The sequence below is a fragment of the Streptomyces sp. NRRL S-378 genome, assembly GCF_000720645.1.
GTDB lineage: Bacteria > Actinomycetota > Actinomycetes > Streptomycetales > Streptomycetaceae > Streptomyces.
Genome location: NZ_JOBX01000096.1, coordinates 1 through 17,817, shown reverse-complemented (window position 1 = coordinate 17,817; position 17,817 = coordinate 1). Strand labels below are relative to the sequence as shown.

18 protein-coding genes and 1 tRNA gene are annotated in these 17,817 nt (G+C 72.3%); 8 read left to right on the top strand and 11 right to left on the bottom strand.

Annotated features, from left to right (window positions below; translation table 11 throughout):
• Positions 1 to 282 precede the first annotated feature (282 nt).
• Positions 283 to 1,668: an NAD(P)/FAD-dependent oxidoreductase gene (locus IH80_RS0136180; protein ID WP_030966072.1), complete on the top strand. Its 1,386-nt coding sequence runs from the start codon at positions 283 to 285 to the stop codon at positions 1,666 to 1,668.
• Positions 1,669 to 1,730: 62 nt separating this feature from the next.
• Here IH80_RS0136180 and IH80_RS0136175 read toward each other — a convergent pair.
• Positions 1,731 to 1,808 (bottom strand) — tRNA-Thr (locus IH80_RS0136175).
• Positions 1,809 to 1,886: 78 nt separating this feature from the next.
• Positions 1,887 to 2,318, bottom strand: coding sequence for a hypothetical protein (locus IH80_RS0136170; protein WP_051810304.1), 432 nt, complete (start codon positions 2,316 to 2,318; stop codon positions 1,887 to 1,889).
• Between the two features lie 191 nt (positions 2,319 to 2,509).
• Here IH80_RS0136170 and IH80_RS0136165 point away from each other — a divergent pair, with 191 nt between their 5' ends.
• The 3 genes from IH80_RS0136165 (at position 2,510) to IH80_RS0136155 (ending at position 5,004) form a co-directional block, all read left to right on the top strand.
• Entirely contained in the window at positions 2,510 to 3,598 is a 1,089-nt protein-coding gene (locus tag IH80_RS0136165; RefSeq protein WP_030966069.1) for an ABC transporter ATP-binding protein, read from the top strand.
• 205 nt (positions 3,599 to 3,803) lie between these two features.
• Positions 3,804 to 4,217, top strand: coding sequence for a hypothetical protein (locus IH80_RS0136160; RefSeq protein WP_030966068.1), 414 nt, complete (start codon positions 3,804 to 3,806; stop codon positions 4,215 to 4,217).
• Positions 4,218 to 4,245: 28 nt separating this feature from the next.
• The gene (locus IH80_RS0136155) at positions 4,246 to 5,004 is read left to right on the top strand and encodes a nucleotidyltransferase family protein (RefSeq protein ID WP_030966067.1); all 759 of its coding nucleotides are present in this window, start codon (positions 4,246 to 4,248) and stop codon (positions 5,002 to 5,004) included.
• A gap of 306 nt (positions 5,005 to 5,310) precedes the next feature.
• Here IH80_RS0136155 and IH80_RS0136150 read toward each other — a convergent pair whose 3' ends face one another.
• The 6 genes from IH80_RS0136150 to IH80_RS0136125 form a co-directional block, all read right to left on the bottom strand.
• Positions 5,311 to 6,825, bottom strand: coding sequence for a DoxX family protein (locus IH80_RS0136150; RefSeq protein WP_030966065.1), 1,515 nt, complete (start codon positions 6,823 to 6,825; stop codon positions 5,311 to 5,313).
• Positions 6,826 to 6,966: 141 nt separating this feature from the next.
• Complete coding sequence (rlmB, locus tag IH80_RS0136145) at positions 6,967 to 7,938, bottom strand: 23S rRNA (guanosine(2251)-2'-O)-methyltransferase RlmB (RefSeq protein ID WP_030966064.1); 972 nt, start codon at positions 7,936 to 7,938, stop codon at positions 6,967 to 6,969.
• A gap of 101 nt (positions 7,939 to 8,039) precedes the next feature.
• Positions 8,040 to 9,440 (bottom strand): cysteine--tRNA ligase, encoded by a 1,401-nt coding sequence (gene cysS / locus IH80_RS0136140; RefSeq protein WP_030966063.1) that lies wholly within the window; start codon positions 9,438 to 9,440, stop codon positions 8,040 to 8,042.
• A 93-nt stretch (positions 9,441 to 9,533) separates the two neighbouring features.
• A complete protein-coding gene (ispF, locus tag IH80_RS0136135) occupies positions 9,534 to 10,064 on the bottom strand; it encodes a 2-C-methyl-D-erythritol 2,4-cyclodiphosphate synthase (protein WP_030966062.1) in 531 nt (176 codons plus the stop codon).
• Positions 10,054 to 10,800: a 2-C-methyl-D-erythritol 4-phosphate cytidylyltransferase gene (ispD, locus tag IH80_RS0136130; protein WP_030966061.1), complete on the bottom strand. Its 747-nt coding sequence runs from the start codon at positions 10,798 to 10,800 to the stop codon at positions 10,054 to 10,056. The genes ispF and ispD overlap by 11 nt, the downstream gene beginning before the upstream one ends.
• Positions 10,801 to 11,122: 322 nt before the next feature.
• Positions 11,123 to 11,605 (bottom strand): CarD family transcriptional regulator, encoded by a 483-nt coding sequence (locus IH80_RS0136125; RefSeq protein ID WP_003953493.1) that lies wholly within the window; start codon positions 11,603 to 11,605, stop codon positions 11,123 to 11,125.
• 625 nt (positions 11,606 to 12,230) lie between these two features.
• Here IH80_RS0136125 and IH80_RS0136120 point away from each other — a divergent pair.
• On the top strand, positions 12,231 to 12,914 hold the full coding sequence (locus IH80_RS0136120; protein WP_030966060.1) for a hypothetical protein: 684 nt from the start codon (positions 12,231 to 12,233) through the stop codon (positions 12,912 to 12,914).
• Positions 12,915 to 13,086: 172 nt separating this feature from the next.
• Here the strand turns inward: IH80_RS0136120 and IH80_RS0136115 are convergent, their stop codons facing one another.
• On the bottom strand, positions 13,087 to 13,767 hold the full coding sequence (locus IH80_RS0136115; protein ID WP_030387286.1) for a response regulator transcription factor: 681 nt from the start codon (positions 13,765 to 13,767) through the stop codon (positions 13,087 to 13,089).
• Between the two features lie 41 nt (positions 13,768 to 13,808).
• The gene (locus IH80_RS0136110; RefSeq protein WP_051810303.1) at positions 13,809 to 15,011 is read right to left on the bottom strand and encodes a sensor histidine kinase; all 1,203 of its coding nucleotides are present in this window, start codon (positions 15,009 to 15,011) and stop codon (positions 13,809 to 13,811) included.
• 218 nt (positions 15,012 to 15,229) lie between these two features.
• On the opposite strand from IH80_RS0136110, the gene phoU reads away from it, so the two are divergent.
• Positions 15,230 to 15,907 (top strand): phosphate signaling complex protein PhoU, encoded by a 678-nt coding sequence (gene phoU, locus IH80_RS0136105; RefSeq protein WP_030966057.1) that lies wholly within the window; start codon positions 15,230 to 15,232, stop codon positions 15,905 to 15,907.
• A 149-nt stretch (positions 15,908 to 16,056) separates the two neighbouring features.
• Positions 16,057 to 16,206 carry a hypothetical protein gene (locus tag IH80_RS45540; RefSeq protein ID WP_167350612.1) on the top strand — a complete coding sequence of 50 codons (150 nt, stop codon included), beginning with the start codon at positions 16,057 to 16,059 and terminating at the stop codon, positions 16,204 to 16,206.
• Positions 16,207 to 16,493: 287 nt separating this feature from the next.
• Here IH80_RS45540 and IH80_RS0136095 read toward each other — a convergent pair whose 3' ends face one another.
• Positions 16,494 to 17,054 (bottom strand): TetR/AcrR family transcriptional regulator, encoded by a 561-nt coding sequence (locus tag IH80_RS0136095; protein ID WP_030966056.1) that lies wholly within the window; start codon positions 17,052 to 17,054, stop codon positions 16,494 to 16,496.
• A 107-nt stretch (positions 17,055 to 17,161) separates the two neighbouring features.
• Between IH80_RS0136095 and IH80_RS0136090 the strand changes: the two genes are divergently transcribed.
• The gene (locus IH80_RS0136090; protein WP_030966055.1) at positions 17,162 to 17,758 is read left to right on the top strand and encodes a DUF2867 domain-containing protein; all 597 of its coding nucleotides are present in this window, start codon (positions 17,162 to 17,164) and stop codon (positions 17,756 to 17,758) included.
• Positions 17,759 to 17,817: the final 59 nt, after the last annotated feature.

Sequence of the window (17,817 nt, the reverse complement as noted above, 5' to 3'; positions counted from 1 at the left end):
CCCCACCACCGAGCCGCCCGCAGGGCAAGCCGCTCCCCGACTCAGACCGACCACGCCCGGACAGAGCCCAAGCCGAGCCACCGAGCCGCCCGCAGGCGACCCCGCCCGGGCAGAGCCAAAGCCGGACCGCCGAGCCGCCTGCAAGGCACCACGCCCGGCCGGAGCCAGGGCCCGACCGCCGAGCCGCCCGCAGGGCAACCGGCGGGAGGCCACTCCTACCGCCCCGCCACGCGACACCCCGTCCCTGGCACCCCGTGAGGGAAAGGGTGTAGCAAATCCCCCATGACGATCAACGGCGGTATTTCCTTCTGGTACGCAACCGACCCCGGCACCCCGGCCGTCACCCCACCCCGGCCGCCCCTCACCGCCCACGCCACCGCCGACGTCGTCATCGTCGGCGGCGGATACACCGGCCTGTGGACCGCCTACTACCTGAAGCAGGCCGCCCCCGACCTGCGCGTCACCGTCCTGGAGCAGAAGTTCTGCGGCTACGGCGCCTCCGGCCGCAACGGCGGCTGGCTCTACAACGGCATCGCCGGCCGCGACCGCTACGCCGCCCTCCACGGCCGGCCCGCCGCCGCGCGCCTCCAGCAGGCCATGAACGAGACCGTCACCGAGGTCATCGACGTCGCCGCCAAGGAGGGCATCGACGCCGACATCCAGCGCGGCGGCGTCCTCGAGGTCGCCCGCACCCCCGCCCAGCTCGGCCGCCTCAAGGCCTTCCACGCCGCCGAGCTCGCCTTCGGCGAGGGCGACCGCGAGCTCCACGACGCCACCGCCACCCGCGCGCGCATCGACATCGCCGACGCCGTCGGCTCCAGCTGGAGCCCGCACGGCGCCCGCATCCACCCCCTCAAGCTGGTCCGGGGCCTGGCCGCGGCCTGCGAACGCCTCGGCGTGGTCATCCACGAATCCACCCCGGTCACGGAGATCTCCGCGGGGAAGGCCGTCACCCCCTACGGCACGCTCCGCGCCCCGCACGTCCTGCGCTGCACGGAAGGCTTCACCGCCGCCCTCAAGGGCCAGAAGCGGTCGTGGCTCCCGATGAACTCCTCGATGATCGCGACCGCCCCGCTGTCCCCCGAGACCTGGGCGCGGCTGGGCTGGTCGGGCCGGGAGGTCCTGGGCGACATGGCGCACGCGTACATGTACGCGCAGCGCACCGCCGACGACCGGATCGCGATCGGCGGACGCGGGGTCCCGTACCGCTTCGGCTCGCGCACCGACAATGACGGCCGCACCCAGCCGGCCACCGTCGGCTCCCTCCGCGACCTCCTCTTCTCCTTCTTCCCGGTCCTCACGGGTACGGAGATCACCCACGCCTGGTCGGGCGTCCTCGGCGTCCCGCGCGACTGGTGCGCCACCGTCACCCTGGACCGCACCACGGGCATGGGCTGGGCGGGCGGCTACGTCGGCTCGGGCGTCGCCACCGCCAACCTCGCCGGCCGCACCCTGCGCGACCTGGTCCTCGGCGAGTCCACGGAGCTGACCGCCCTGCCGTGGGTGAACCACCGCGTCCGCCGCTGGGAGCCGGAGCCCTTCCGCTGGCTCGGTGTGCAGGCCCTCTACGCCGCCTACCGCGAGGCGGACCGCCGGGAGGCGGCCAGCCACACCCCGACGACGACCCCCTTGGCCCGCCTGGCCGACCGCATCGCGGGCCGCCACTGACCAGCCGGCCCCAAGAACGCCGGAAGGCCCCGGACGATGACACGTCCGGGGCCTTCCGCCGCTGGAGCCCCCTGTCGGATTCGAACCGACGACCTACGCATTACAAGTGCGTTGCTCTGGCCGGACTGAGCTAAGGAGGCACGACCCACCCGCCGTGTACTGCGAGCGAAGCCGCCATCACTCTACACAGCACGCGAATCCCCCGGCCATCACATTCCTCAGCCCTCCACCGGGTATCCCGTCGCCGCCGCCGCTGTCGCCGCGGCGGTGGGGTCCGCTTCCGGGTTCAGGGTCTTGACCACGTCGTCCGTGAGGGGGCGCAGGGCGAAGACGTGGCGGATCGCGTCCAGGTCCACGGGCCGCTCGTGGTATTCCTCGGCGAAGTCGCGGTAGGCCTCCGGGGTGCCCGCCGCGAGCACCTCGAAGAGGTCCCGGGCGCCGTCGCCGTAGCCGTCGGGGACCTGCACCGGTCCCGTGCGCCACGCCTCGTCCGCCGTCTCCCGCCAGAACACCACGGTGACCCGCGGCACGGGGCCGTCGCCGTCGTCGTCGCAGAACGCGGGCTCCCTCACATACGGCCGGAAGGCTTCGGGCACCGCGTCCACCAGCCCCGGCCAGACCTCGACGTCCTCGCCGCACCACGGGCTCATCCCGGACTCGTGGGCGAAGCCGCGCGCGTAGGCGCCGACGCATCGAAGCAGGTCGCACCGACAACCCCACAGGCCCGCGGTACTGACAGGAGGCGTTCCGGAAGGTACCGTCGGGCGGAGTCCGATTTCTGGACTAGACCTTCCACTCGGATCGTCCGGCACGTTCCTGCCGGTAGAAGGGATTCATCACCATGGCTTCTGTCACTTTCGACAAGGCGACCCGTCTGTACCCGGGCGGCGACAAGCCCGCCGTCGACCAGCTGGAGCTGGAGATCGAGGACGGCGAGTTCCTCGTCCTCGTCGGCCCCTCCGGCTGCGGCAAGTCCACCTCGCTGCGCATGCTCGCCGGCCTGGAGGACGTCAACGGCGGCGCCATCCGCATCGGTGACCGCGACGTCACCCACCTGCCGCCCAAGGACCGGGACATCGCGATGGTGTTCCAGAACTACGCGCTCTACCCGCACATGACCGTCGCCGACAACATGGGCTTCGCGCTCAAGATCGCCGGCGAGGACAAGGCCACCATCCGCAAGAAGGTGGAGGACGCGGCGAAGATGCTCGACCTCACCCAGTACCTGGACCGCAAGCCCAAGGCTCTCTCCGGCGGCCAGCGCCAGCGCGTCGCCATGGGCCGTGCGATCGTGCGCAAGCCGCAGGTGTTCCTGATGGACGAGCCGCTGTCGAACCTGGACGCCAAGCTCCGCGTGTCGACGCGTACGCAGATCGCGGCGCTGCAGCGCGACCTCGGCATCACCACCGTCTACGTCACGCACGACCAGGTCGAGGCCATGACCATGGGCGACCGGGTGGCGGTGCTCAAGGACGGTCTGCTCCAGCAGGTCGACACCCCGCGCAACATGTACGACCGCCCCGCGAACCTCTTCGTCGCCGGCTTCATCGGCTCCCCGGCCATGAACCTGGTCGAGGTCCCGATCACCGACGGCGGCGTGAAGTTCGGCGACAGCGTCGTACCGGTGTCGCGCGCCGCGCTGTCCGCCGCGGCCGACGCGGGCGACCGCACCGTCACGGTCGGCGTCCGCCCGGAGCACTTCGACGTCGCCGAGAGCGGCGGTCTGACCATCACGGTGAACGTCGTCGAGGAGCTCGGCGCCGACGGCTACGTCTACGGATCCACCTCGGCCGCCGAGGGCTCGCAGGACCTCGTGGTCCGCGTGGGCGGCCGCCAGGTCCCGGAGAAGGGCTCCAGCCTGCACGTCGTGCCGCGGGCCGACGAGATCCACGTCTTCTCGACCTCGTCCGGGCAGCGACTGTCCGACTAGTCGTACCGGCACGGAGGTTGGAGGGGCGTCTCGCCAAGGGGCGCCCCTCCGCCGTCCGTTGTCGCGGGACATCCCACAGGAACCCCGGCAGACCGGGCCATTCGGGCGGGGCCGTCAACCCGGTATTCGAAAAACCACGTCGAACCATCCCCCGACAGAGTGACTAAATGTCGCCAAATCCTCACCGAGCGCTACTCTCGCCCTCGTGACCCACACTGCCCGCCGAATCGGCCGTTCCCTCGCCCTGGTCCTGCCCGTCGTCCTGGTCCTGTCCGGGACCCTCGCGGTCACCATGGTCCCCTGGGCGGACACTTCCTCCTCCCAGCTCGTCACCGCGTCCGCCGAGGGCGTCTCCACGCCCGCGAAGCCGCGCGCCGCCCACGAGGTGCTGCGCTCGCAGCTCGTCGGCGAGCTGCAGCAGGGTCGGCAGCCGGACGACGTCCTGACCCACCTCCAGCGGGAGGTGAACCGCCGGCCGTCGCTCGCCGAGCACTGCGCGGGGATCGCCCGGGCGCTCGGCCGCGCCGCCGTCGAGGCGTACGGTCCCACGAAGGCCCAGTCGTTCGCCCGCCCCGTCTGCGACACCTCGTACGCCACGGGCGTCGCCTCCATGGGCTGACCCGCGCCTCGTCCCTACGCTGGTCGCCATGACCGACGACCACCGATCCGCCCCTTCCGCAGCCGCGTTCCCCGCCGCCCCCACCCAGGCCGTCGTCCTGGCGGGCGGCCAGGGGTCGCGGCTGCGTCCGTACACCGACGACCGCCCCAAGCCGATGGTCGAGATCCCGGGGACCGGGCTGCCGATCATCGGGCACCAGCTGGCCTGGCTGGCGGCCGAAGGGGTCACCGACGCGGTCGTCTCGTGCGGGCACCTGGCCGGGGTGCTCCAGGAGTGGCTGGCCGACGCCCCGTTGCCGCTGCGCGTGACCACGGTGGTCGAGGAGGAGCCGCTGGGGCGCGGCGGCGGCCTGAAGTACGCCGCACGGCACCTCCCGGACCCGGGCGGGGCCTGGTACGCGACCAACGGCGACGTCTGGACCCGGTTCTCGCTGCGCGAGATGGCGGCCTTCCACGCCGAGCGCGGGGCGGTCGCGACGCTCGCGCTGGCCCGCCCGCGGATCCCGTGGGGGGTGGTGGAGACCAACGAGTTCGGGCACGTCCTGGACTTCATCGAGGCTCCGCTGTCGCCGTATCCGGTGAACGCCGGGGTGTACGTCTTCGGGCCCGAATTCGCGGCGCTGCTCCCGGACTTGGGGGACCACGAGCGCACCACCTTCCCGCGGCTGGCCAGGGAGCGTCGGCTGGCGGGCTTCCCGCTGCCCCAGGGCGCCTACTGGCGGGCGATCGACACGGCCAAGGACCTCACCGAGGCCGCACGGGAGTTGGCGGCCCAGACGGCCCCCTGAGCCCCCGCACGCCCCCGGTATCGATCCGTCGGTTCCCGCCCCGCGCGGCCCCGCCCGACCCGTACGCCACCCCGGGCCCCGGCACCGACCGTACGCCGCCCGGCGCAGCCGCCCCCCACCGAATCCGTACGCTGCCCGCGTGGCCGTACGCAGCCGCCCGCACGCCGACCCCGCACCCGCGCCCGCACAGCACCGCACGACGCCCGCCGGCCGAACCGCACGAAGCACGGCGCAGCCGTACGCACCGCAGGGGCCCGGCACGCTCGCGCGTACCGGGCCCCTGCGGGCCGGCCCCTGGCGGAGGGCTCAGCCGATGAGTCCGCCGATCAGGCCGGGCTGCTTGGTCGCGGTGCTGCCGCCCCCGCGCGTGCTGCTGCCCGACGAGGAGGACGGCGACTTCGGCGCCGTGGACTGCCGGGGGGTGCTGCGCGGGGTCTGCTGCTTGCCGGTCGTCGTGCCCCGGGTCGCGGCGGGCGACTCGGAACCGGTGCCCGCCGTCCCCCGGGAGGGCGAGCCCGACGCGGTCCTGCCGGACTTGGCGGAGGGCTCGGACGCGGAGGGCGTCGGCGACGCCGACCGGGTCGGCTGCTGCTGTGCGGGCTGCTGCTTCGCGGGAGCCTGCGGCAGCGGGCGGCCCGGGAGGTAGTTGCTGGGAGCCTGGCCGGGACCGGGGACGGTGACGACGGTGGTGGAGCGGACGGCTCCGCCGAGGAGCGAGCCGACGAGCAGGGTGAGCCCGCACACGACGGTCGCCATGACGGCCCCGCGCCGCAGCACGCGCCGGCGCAGCCGCCAGATCTCCGAGCGCGGCCCGAGGGTGCGCCAGGCCTCGCCGGCGAGGCGTCCGTCGAGGGAGTAGACCGGCGCGCCCGCGATGATCAGCGGGCTCCAGGCGGCGAGGTAGATGATGTCGGGCGCGTCGTAGGCCGGGACGGTCTTCCAGCTCACCGTCATCAGCAGCGCGGCGGACAGCAGCGCCCCGAAGCAGGCGGCGAACCGCTGCCACAGGCCGAAGACGGTCAGCACGCCCACGATGACCTGGAGGAATGCCACGCTGAGCCCCGCGCCCACCGGGTGGGCGAGCGCGAAGTCGCGCAGCGGCTCGGCCAGCGCCCACGGGGTCAGGGTGTGCAGCCAGGTGACCATGGAGCCGCGTTCGCCGCCGTCGAAGTAGACGGGGTCGCACAGCTTGCCCATGCCGGCGTAGATGGAGATGAAACCGAGGAAGACGCGCAGCGGGAGCAGCACGACGCCGAGGTTCATCCGGCGGCCGGGGTAGTAGGAGGCCTGTCCGCGGTTGTCGGCCTGCGGGCGCCGGGACTCCGGCCCGGGACCGGCCCCGGGGCCGCGCGGCTGCTCGTACGGGAGGTCCCGTACGGCGGCCAGGGGGCGCGTCTCGGCGGGGTCCCCGTAGCTGCGCTGACCGATGACGGTCGGCGTGGCCAGGGTGTCCTCGGCGAGGTCGTGGGCCAGGTCCACGCGCGGGATGACCTGGGTGGCCCCGCCGTCGTGCTCGTCGTGGCCGCGTACGGCCTGGAGCAGTCCGCCCATGGCCGCGGCGGCGTCGCCGGTGTCGGACTTTCCGCTCCAGACCACAGGGGCACGGCGGCGGGTGGCCCCGGCGGCCGCCACCACGGCACCGCCCAGGACGGGCGCGCGGCCGGGGGCCTTCGCGGGCTTGGGACGCGCGCTCGGGCTCGGTGCGAGCCGCACGCGGAAGCTGGCGTGGTTGACGATGACCTGTGCGGGGTCGCACGGCACCTTGACCATGCTCAGCGCGGGCTGGTCGTCGAACCCTGACGTTCTGGTGTCCACACTCATCTAACCGAGTGATCAGTGTTTAGGACACTGCCTTGACATCAGGGATCTGTCCGAGACCCGTCAAGATCAAGCCACCCCGCCCGAAACGGGCGGGGTGACACGCTCACGTGTCACTTTCCGTGAGCCAAGTGGATCAAGCGATCAGGTGCGCGGCTGGGCGGCGCGGCGGCGGGCCGCCTCGTACAGCACGACGCCCGCGGCGACGCCGGCGTTGAGGGACTCGGCCCCGCCCGGCATCGGGATGCGGACGAGGTAGTCGCAGTTCTCGCCGACGAGGCGGCCGAGGCCCTTGCCCTCGGAGCCGACGACGATGACGACCGGTCCGCCGAGCGCCTCCAGGTCCTGCACCTCGTGCGTGCCCTCGGCGGCCAGGCCGACGACGGCGATGCCCGCCTTCTTGTACTCCTGCAGGGCGCGGGTGAGGTTGGTGACGCGGGAGACCGGGGTGCGGGCGGCGGTGCCGGCGGAGGTCTTCCAGGCTCCGGCGGTCATACCGGCGGCGCGGCGCTCGGGGATGACCACGCCGTGGCCGCCGAAGGCGGAGACGGAGCGGACGATCGCGCCGAGGTTGCGCGGGTCGGTGACGCCGTCGAGGGCGACGATCAGCGGGTCCTCGCCGTTGTCGTAGGCGGCGTCGGTGAGGTCCTCGGGGTGCGCGTACTCGTACGGCGGGACCTGGAGGACCAGGCCCTGGTGGTTGAGCCCGTTGGTCATGCGGTCGAGCTCGGGGCGCGGGGCCTCCATCAGGTTGATGTTGCCGCGCTCGCCGGCGAGCTGGAGCGCCTCGCGGACACGCTCGTCGTTGTCGATGAACTGCTGGACGTACAGGGTGGTGGCGGGGACGCCGTCGCGCAGTGCCTCGAAGACGGGGTTGCGGCCGACGACCATCTCGCTGGCGCCCTTGGGGCCGCCGCGGCGGGGGGCGGGACGGCGCTTGGCGGCCTGGCGGGCCATGGCGTTGGAGACCCGGAAGGCCTTGTGGCCCTTGCGGTCCTCGGCCTTGGGCGTGGGGCCCTTGCCCTCCAGGCCCCTGCGCCGCTGGCCACCGCTGCCGACCGTCGCGCCCTTCTTGTTGGACGTACGGCGGTTCCTGCGCTGGCTGTTCCCGGCCATGACCTCTACCTGTTTTCGTTGGTGCTGCGATATGTACGTATGAAGAGTGTGCCGCCCGGAAGGCCGGGCGGCACAGTCGGACTGCTCCGGGTGCCGGGGGCTCAGCGGGCGCCGAGCGTCCAGCGCGGACCCGTGGGGCTGTCCTCGATGACCAGACCGGACTGCTGGAGCTGGTCGCGGATGGCGTCGGCGGTCGCCCAGTCCTTGCGGGCCCGGGCGGATTCGCGCTGGTCCAGGACGAGGCGTACGAGGGTGTCCACGGCGCCGTGGAGGTCCTCGCCCCGGTCGCCGTCGCCGGCCCAGTGCGGGTCGAGCGGGTCGAGACCGAGGACGCCCAGCATGGCCCGCACCTCCGCCAGGCGCGCGATGGCAGCGTCCTTGTCGTCGGCGGCGAGCGCGCTGTTGCCCTGGCGGACGGTGGTGTGGACGATCGCGAGGGCCTGCGGGACGCCGAGGTCGTCGTCCATGGCCTCCGCGAAGGCGGGCGGGACCTCCTTCGCGGGCTCGACGGGGCCGCCGGCCTTCTCCACGACGCGCTGGACGAAGCCCTCGATGCGGGCGAAGGCCGCATCGGCCTCGCGCAGCGCCTCCTCGCTGTACTCGATCATCGACCGGTAGTGCGGGGTGCCGAGGTAGTAGCGCAGGACGATCGGACGCCACTGCTTGACCATCTCGGAGACGAGGACCGAGTTCCCGAGGGACTTGGACATCTTCTCGCCGGCCATGGTGACCCAGGCGTTGTGGACCCAGTAGTTCGCGAACTCGTCGCCGAAGGCCTTGGCCTGGGCGATCTCGTTCTCGTGGTGCGGGAAGATCAGGTCGAGCCCGCCGCCGTGGATGTCGAACGCCTCGCCGAGGTACTTGTGCGCCATGGCGGAGCATTCGAGGTGCCAGCCCGGACGGCCGCGGCCCCACGGGGTCTCCCAGGAGGGCTCGCCCGGCTTGACGGACTTCCACATGGCGAAGTCGCGGGGGTCCCGCTTGCCCGTCTCGCCCTCGCCGGAGGGCTGGAGCAGGTTGTCGAGCTCCTGGTTGGACAGGCCGAGGTAGCCGGGGAAGGAGCGCACGTCGAAGTAGACGTTGCCGTCGGCCTCGTAGGCGTGGCCGCGCTCGATCAGCCCGCGCATCATCTCGATCATCTCGGGGACGTGGCCCGTGGCGCGCGGCTCGTAGGTGGGCCGCAGGCAGCCGAGGGCGTCGTACCCGTTGTTGAAGGCCTGCTCGTTGTCGTAACCGATGGCCCACCAGGGGCGGCCCTGCTCGGCCGACTTGGTGATGATCTTGTCGTCGATGTCGGTGACGTTGCGGATGAAGGTGACGTCGTAGCCGCGGTACGCGAACCAGCGGCGCATCATGTCGAAGTTGAGACCCGACCGGATGTGCCCGATGTGGGGGGCCGCCTGCACGGTGGCGCCACAGAGGTAGATCGAGACGCAGCCCGGAACGAGCGGGGTGAAGTCGCGGATCTGCCGGGCGCTGGTGTCGTACAGGCGAATAGTCACGGCATCCAGGGTAGTGCGCCTGTAGCAGTGCCCCGCGACCTTTGGGGCCGCGGGGCCGCTTTGTTGCCGAAGATGTGCCGTGCCCGGGGGCGTTCAGGCCCGGTTCGTCCGGTACACGAGGGCGGTGGCGATCGCGGCGAGCCCCTCGGCCCGGCCGGTCAGGCCCAGTCCGTCGGTGGTGGTGCCCGACACGGAGACGGGGGCGCCCGCTGCGGCGGCGAGCGCCTTCTGTGCCTCTTCGCGCCGCTTGCCGATCTTCGGGCGTACACCGATCACCTGGATGGCGATGTTGCCGATCTCGAAGCCCTCCGCGCGCACGATCCGGGCGGCCTCCGCCAGCAGGGTGACCCCGGCGGCGCCGGACCACTCGGGGCGGGAGGTGCCGAAGTGCGCGCCGAGGTCGCCGACTCCGGCGGCCGAGAAGAGGGCGTCGCAGGCGGCGTGGGCGGCGACGTCGCCGTCGGAGTGGCCGGCCAGGCCGTCCTCCCCCTCCCATAGCAGGCCGGCGCACCACAGTTCGCGGCCGGTCTCGAAGGCGTGCACGTCGGTGCCGATCCCGACGAGCGGGATCAGGGGTGCGGCGGCTGCGCCGGGGGTGTCGGGTGCGTCGGTGCTAGAACCCATCGGTGGCCCTCCTGCGGGCGAGTACGGCCTCTGCGAGGACCAGGTCGAGCGGTCGGGTGACCTTGAAGGCCTCTTCGTGTCCCGGGATCACCACGACGGGAACGCCGAGGCGCTCCACCATGCCGGCGTCGTCGGTGGCACCCTCGCCGGCGACGGCGATCGCGGCGTGGGCCTCCAGGAGGGTGGCGAGGTCGAAGCCCTGGGGGGTCTGCACGGCGCGCAGCCGGGCCCGTTCGGGCGTGGCGACGACCGGCTCGGGCTCGCCCGGCCTGCCGGGCTCGACCTCCTTGACGGTGTCGGCCAGCGGGAGCGCGGGCACCACGGCGCGGGCACCGTCGCGTACCGCCTCGACGACGGCGTCGACGGTGTCCACGGGGACGAGCGGGCGGGCCGCGTCATGGATCAGTACGGAGGTGACGTCCTGCGGGAGGGCGTCCAGACCGGCCCGTACGGACTCCTGGCGGGTGTCCCCGCCGGGGACGACCAGGACTTCGGTCCGCTCGGGCAGCGCGTGCTCGCCCAGCAGGAGGCGCACCTCGGCCGCTTCGGCGGCCGGGGCGACGACGACCACGACGGACACCGCGCGGGAGCGGGCCATCGCGCGGACGGCGTGGACGAGCATGGGGGTACCGCCGAGGGCCCGCAGGGCCTTGGGGGCGCCGGGCCCGAGGCGTACCCCGCGGCCGGCGGCCGGGATCACCGCGGCGGTGCGGCGGGGGCGCGTTACGTCAGACATCAGTAGCTCCGAGCCAGGTTTCCGAGCCAGGTTTGTGACTTCGGCCGACATGGGTATGGCCTGAAGGGTGCCGGGTGCGACGCCCTCGTCCCTTCCGTGACGACCGGTCGAGCAGGCAGCCCGGATCCGGCACGCCAGTGAGACGTACGGCTACGGCTACGGGCAGGGCTGGGCACGCAGCAGTACGAGTACGGCAAGGGGTATGGGGCAAGAGGTACGGATACAGACATGCCGCAGCGCCCGGCAACAGGTCTCTCCGGGAGGAGAAACCTTGTCATCGGGCACCGCGGCAAGCTGTGCACACCGTGCACGGGGCCTCGCGTCAGGACGCGAGCACCTCGTCGAGGAGGGCCTCGGCCTTGTCCTCGTTCGTGTTCTCAGCGAGCGCGAGCTCGCTGACCAGGATCTGGCGCGCCTTCGCGAGCATGCGCTTCTCGCCCGCGGAGAGCCCGCGCTCGCGCTCACGACGCCACAGGTCACGCACCACTTCGGCGACCTTGATGACATCGCCAGAAGCGAGCTTCTCCAGATTTGCCTTGTAGCGCCGGGACCAGTTCGTCGGCTCTTCGGCATACGGTGCACGAAGCACCTCGAAGACCCGGTCCAGCCCGTCCTGGCCGACTACGTCGCGAACGCCGACGAACTCCGCATTGTCCGCAGGCACACGAACCGTCAGGTCGCCCTGGGCGACCTTGAGCACCAAGTAGGTCTTGTCCACGCCTTTGATCTGGCGAGTCTCAATGGCCTCGATCAGCGCGGCCCCGTGATGGGGATAGACCACGGTGTCGCCAACCTTGAACGTCATGTGACAGGTACCCCTTCCGTGGCTATCCAGGGTAACACGAGAACTGACTGTTATGAATGGCGTTTTCGCAGGTCAGGGCACATCTCGGGGCTTGACAACAGCGACAGGAACGTGCTGCGGAAGGGTTCCGGAAGGGGGTATTCGCAGGTCGGGGGTAGTGCGCGGACCAGGCGAAAGGGCCACGCTACACCTCCCCCACACCCCCATCAGTGTGACGTACGTCCCGTTTTGCCGGGTTGAGAGTCGCGAAACCGAACTGCTCCGTTCGGTGGGCGAGCGCGCGTACGGGAGCGGTTCCGGCCCAATCCTGAATTGATCACCGAGCGGCGTTCGAGGGAATCCCGGAATTGATCAACGGGGGCCGCTCGCACGATATGCGAGCGCCACATGATCGGCGAGGGGAACGCCGAGGCGGACCCCGGGCGGAATGCAAGATCGCGGACCGCCCGCAGGGCGGCGGCCGCCCTGCGGAGGGTCGGGTGCGGGGGCGGGGCGGCGGCTCGGTAACCTAAGCGCGCTGACACACCCTTAGAGCGGCTTTACCTCGGCCGCTCCGGGGGTACCTCCCAGCGGTTGCCGGGAGAGCCCACCTTCCGTTCCGTTCGTCCAAGGAGTTGCCGCCGCCGTGAGCCGCAGCCTTCGACGCGGCGCCCTCGCCGCCACTGCCGTCGTGTTCTCGATCGCCTCGCTGGCCGCATGCGGTGCGGGCAACGACGCGCAGACCCTCCAGATCAAGCCGGACAACGCCTCCGTCACCAAGGGCGACATCGAGATCCAGAACGCTCTGGTGATCACCCAGGGCGAGAAGGACAAGAAGGGCCCGGCCGTCGTCTCGGCGACCGTCTTCAACAACGGCACCAAGGCACAGACGCTTGACGGCATCACCCTTGCGGATGGCAAGGGCAAGGTCGCGCTGAAGCCGGCCGGCGGCGCCGGCAAGATCACCGTCCCGGCCGGCGGCTCCGTGGTGCTGGGCGGCACGGGCAACGCCTCCGCCGTGATCGAGAACGGCTCCGAGGCCGCCAAGAACGGCGACGTGCAGAAGGTCGTCTTCCAGCTGAGCAGCACCGGCGGCGTCGAGCTCCAGGCCTTCGTCGTCCCGGCCGCCGGCATGTACGCGGGCTTCGGCCCGTCCGCGGCCCCGGTCGCCACCCCGTCCGGCAGCCCCTCGGGCACGCCGTCGGGCTCCCCGTCCGGCTCTCCCTCGGGCTCCCCGTCGGGCGCCGCCGGCGCCACCCCGTCCGGCTCCGCCTCGGGCTCGCCCGCCGGTTCGCCGTCGGGCTCGGCCTCGCACGCCGCGGGCCACTGAGGCCGGTCGCGGCGTAGCGCCGTACACGTACACATGGGAGAGGGCCCCCGTCCGCACCGGCGGACGGGGGCCCTCTCCATGCCCGGCTCACGACGCCGGCCGACCTACGGCTCTCCCGCGGACACGCCCGGCCCGGGACTACGGCTCTCCCGCGGACACGCCCGGCCCGGGACTACGGCTCGAACTTGTAGCCCAGGCCCCGGACCGTCACCAGGTAGCGCGGCGCGCCCGGGTCCGGCTCGATCTTGGCGCGCAGGCGCTTGACGTGGACGTCGAGGGTCTTGGTGTCGCCGACGTAGTCCGCGCCCCAGACCCGGTCGATCAGCTGCATGCGGGTCAGGACGCGGCCCGCGTTGCGCAGCAGCATCTCCAGCAGGTCGAACTCCTTCAGCGGGAGGTCCACCTTGCCGCCGGCGACGGTCACCACGTGGCGGTCGACGTCCATCCTTACGGGGCCCGCCTCCAGGGCCGCCGGGGTGACCTCCTCCGGCTCGCCGCGGCGGCGCAGGACCGCGCGGATGCGGGCGACCAGCTCCCGCGAGGAGAAGGGCTTGGTGACGTAGTCGTCGGCTCCTATCTCCAGCCCGACGACCTTGTCGATCTCGCTGTCCTTCGCGGTCACCATGATCACGGGGACGTTGGAACGGCCGCGCAGCTGCCGGCAGACCTCCGTTCCGGGCAGGCCGGGGAGCATCAGGTCGAGGAGCACGAGGTCGGCGCCGTTGCGCTCGAACTCGTCGAGCCCGTCGGGGCCGGTCGCCGCGATGGCGACCTCGAAGCCCTCCTTGCGGAGCATGTAGGACAGGGCGTCGCTGAAGGATTCCTCATCCTCGACGACGAGCACTCGGGTCACGGAAGGACCTCCGGGGCAGGGATGGCTGGAGCGGTTCTGGTTCAGGCTGGGGTCGGGTGGGTGCGGGCGTCGGCGGCCGGCGTGGCCGATGCGGCCGCTTCGGGCAGTCGCAGGGTGAAGGTGGAGCCCTGGCCCTCCGAACTCCACACCGACACCTCCCCGCCGTGCGAGGCCGCCACGTGCTTCACGATCGCGAGGCCGAGGCCGGTCCCTCCCGTGGCGCGGGAGCGGGCCGGGTCCACGCGGTAGAAGCGCTCGAAGATGCGCTCGCGGTCCTTCTCGGGGATGCCGATGCCCTGGTCGGTCACGGCGATCTCGATCAGGTCCCCCCCGGGTGCCGTGATCCGGCGGCCGGCTATGCCGACGCGGGTACGGGCGGGGCTGTAGTTGACGGCGTTCTCGACCAGGTTCCCGAGGGCGGCGGCGAGCTGCCCGCGGTTGCCCCAGACGCGCAGGTCGGCGGTGCCGCCCGCGGCCATGGTGATCTGCTTCGAGGACGCCGTGTGACGGCAGCGGTCGATGGCCTCGGCGACCAGCGTGTCCACGCGGACGGGCTCGGCGTCCTCCAGCGGGTCGTCGTTCTGCACCCGGGAGAGGTCGATGAGCTCCTGCACGAGGTTGATCAGCCGGGTCGACTCGATCTGCATGCGGCCGGCGAAGCGGCTGACCGCCTCGGGGTCGTCCGCGGCGTCCATGACGGCCTCGGACAGCAGGGAGATCGCCCCGACCGGGGTCTTCAGCTCGTGCGACACGTTGGCGACGAAGTCACGGCGCACGGCCTCGATGCGGCGTGCCTCGGTGAGGTCCTCGACCAGGAGCAGCACGAGGCGGGAGCCGAGCGGGGCGACGCGTGCCGAGACCGCGAGGGCCTCGCCCCGGCCGGTTCCGCGGCGGGGCAGGTCCAGCTCGACCTGGCGTATCTCCCCGTCCCGGCGGGTGTCGCGGGCCATGTGGAGCATGGGTTCCACCGCCAGCTTGCCGCCGCGTACGAGGCCGAGGGCGTAGGCGGCGGACGAGGCCTTGACGACGGCGTCGCCCTCGTCGAGGACCACGGCGGAGGAGCGGAGCACGGACAGGACGGTGTCCACGCCGGGCGGCAGCACCGCGTTGATGTCGGGGCGCATGGAGCTCCGGGTGGGGCGGGCGTGGTCGCGCTCGCTCCAGCGGAACGCCAGCATCGCGATGACGCCGGTGCACAGACCGGCGATCGCTGCAGCTGCGGCGACCGCCGCGTTCACGTCCATGGATCCAGGTTAAGCAGGCGCGACGACACTTCCACAGCCGTTCGGGTGGCACCTCGAACAGTCGTCGCCCAGAGTTCACCCTGGCGACGGGGTTGATTCACTTGTGGTGCCGGAGTCGGACGCGTTTGCGGCTCACCGTGTCAACGTGGGGCAGCAGGCCGCCCCCCGGCCCGCCCCGGGCATCACCGCAGTAGTAGGTCGAGAGAGGGACACGAGACATGCGCGACGCGTACCACGAGGAACTGGACTCGATCGGAGAAGGCCTGGTCGAGATGGCCCGGCTCGTCGGTTCCGCGATCGGGCGGGCCACGACGTCCATGCTCGATGCCGACCTGAAGCTCGCCGAGAGCGTCATCGCCGCCGACCAGAAGGTCGACGACCTCCAGCACGACCTGGAGGCCCGCGCCATCGCGCTGCTGGCCCGCCAGCAGCCCGTCGCCACCGACCTGCGGATCGTCGTGACCTCGCTGCGGATGAGCGCCGACCTGGAGCGCAGCGGCGACCTGGCCCAGCACGTGGCGAAGCTCGCCCGGCTGCGCTTCCCGGACCGCGCCGTCCCGCGGGACCTGCACGCCACGATCCTGGAGATGGGTCAGCTGGCGCAGCGCCTGATGGCGAAGGCGGCCGAGGTCATCATCACGAAGGACGTGGACCTGGCGCTCCAGCTGGAGCAGGACGACGACGAGATGGACCAGCTGCACCGGACGCTGTTCCAGCACCTGATGGACGACCGCTGGAAGCACGGCATCGAGACGGCGGTGGACGTGACGCTGCTCGGCCGCTACTACGAGCGCTTCGCGGACCACGCGGTGTCGGTGGCCAAGCGCGTGGTCTACCTGGTGACGGGCGAGCACGCGGACGAGCTCCAGCAGCCGACGCAGATCGAGGGCGCCTGACACCGCACGACGCCGTGCGACGGCACCGGGCCGCTTCAAGCTCCCGTGCGCCGTTGACGCGCCGGTGGAGCTGGGCATGAATGAGGGCGAGGGCGGTCAGTCGTACGAGTCCCGTATGCCGCGGGGCACCGCCCCGCCGAGGAGGAACCATGCCCGATTCCCCCGTCCCCATCACCCCGGAGCAGGAGCAGCCGCCGAAGCCCGAGCCGCTGCGGCTCCCGCTGCTCGCGGCCTGCGGCTGCGGCTCCGGCTGCGGCTGCGGCTGCCAGTCCGGTGCCCCCTGCCAGTGCGGGGGCTGACCGGGCCCACCCGGTCGGCCACGCGAAGAGGCCCCCTGCCCGCGGACATCCCGCCGACGGGGGGCCTTCGCGCGTACGCCCGGCGGAACCGCAGGCCGGCGTTTCCGCGCCCCCGATTCTGAACACGTTCGAATCGATCAGGTGCGGGGTGCGGTGAACAGGGGGGCGCAGCGAGTACGGCGGGCCCGGCGGACACCAGGGGCGCAGCGCACGCCAGGGTTACGGCGGGCGCGGCGGGCGGACAGCCGCGGATGAGGCGGGGCCCGCCTGGCGGGCGTCCGGTCCGCCTACCGCAGGAGCCACTTCCGGGTCAGCGCCATGACCTCCGCGCGGCTTCGGCCGCCGTGGTCGGCGGCGATGAAGTGGGAGCCGATGCGCAGCGAGAAGGTGATCAGGGCACGGACCTCGACGTCGTCCTCGTCGGCGCAGAAGGCGCGGAACAGCGAGCGCAGGTACTCCATGCGCCGACTGTCGGCACGGCGCAGCCGCTCGGCGACGGCCTCGTCGCGCCGGGCCCAGTCGCGGATCGCCAGGTCGGCGTCGACACCGACCACCGGCCCCTCCTCGTAGGAGGCGACGATCGTGAACAGCCGGTCCAGCCGGGCCCTGGCGTCTCCCCCGCCGCTCTCGACCAGCTCGATCACCGCCTCGGTGACCTCGCGCTCCCAGGTGTCGAGCATTTCCGTGAGCAGGGCGCCGCGGCTGCCGAAGTACCCGTAGAAGCCTCCCTTGCTGACGCCGAGCGCCTGTGCCAGCACCTCGACCCGGACGGCCTCGGGGCCGCCGGCGGCCAGCGCCCGCAGCCCCTCCTCGATCCACTTGCCGCGCGGCGTGCGGGTCGCACCCATGCCGTGCCCCTCCTCGAACTCCTCGTACACCCCACCCTTCTATACGGTGCCGTATAGAAGGGTGCTAGCCTCGATCTATACGGCATCGTATAGATAGGGGCTTGCTCATGAGACTCCCCAGCACCGCGCACACCTCCCGCCCCTGGCGGATCCACGAGATCGCGCCGGACTTCCGGATCGAGGACGTGTGGGCGCTCCCGACACCGGGCGGCCCCGACGACCTCCCGCGACTGGTGCGCCAGTTCGCGGAGGGCGCGGGGGACCCCGTCCCCTCCCGCGTGGGACGGGCGCTCTTCGCGCTCCGGTGGAAGCTCGGCGCCCTGCTCGGCTGGGACGATCCCGAGGGCGGCCTCCGCTCCCGGGTGCCGACGCTCCGCGACCGGCTGCCGGCGGACCTGCGTGAGGGGGAGCGCGGGCCGGACCCCGTCGCCGTCCCCTTCACCTCCGTCTACCAGACGCACGACGAGTGGGCGGCGGAGACGGCGAACAGGACCATGCACGGGGTGATGCACATCGGCTGGGTTCCGGACGGCAACGGCGGCCACCGCGGCCAGATGGCGGTCCTGGTGAAACCCAACGGCCTCCTGGGCGCGGCCTACATGCTGGCCATCAAGCCCTTCCGCCACCTGGGCGTCTACCCGGCCCTCCTCCGCTCGATCGGCGAGGAATGGCGCAGGAACACGCCCACGACGCCCCCGAACTGACCCCCGGACACACCGAAGGCCCCCACCCGCCGACGACCGGCGGGCGGGGGCTGTGGACC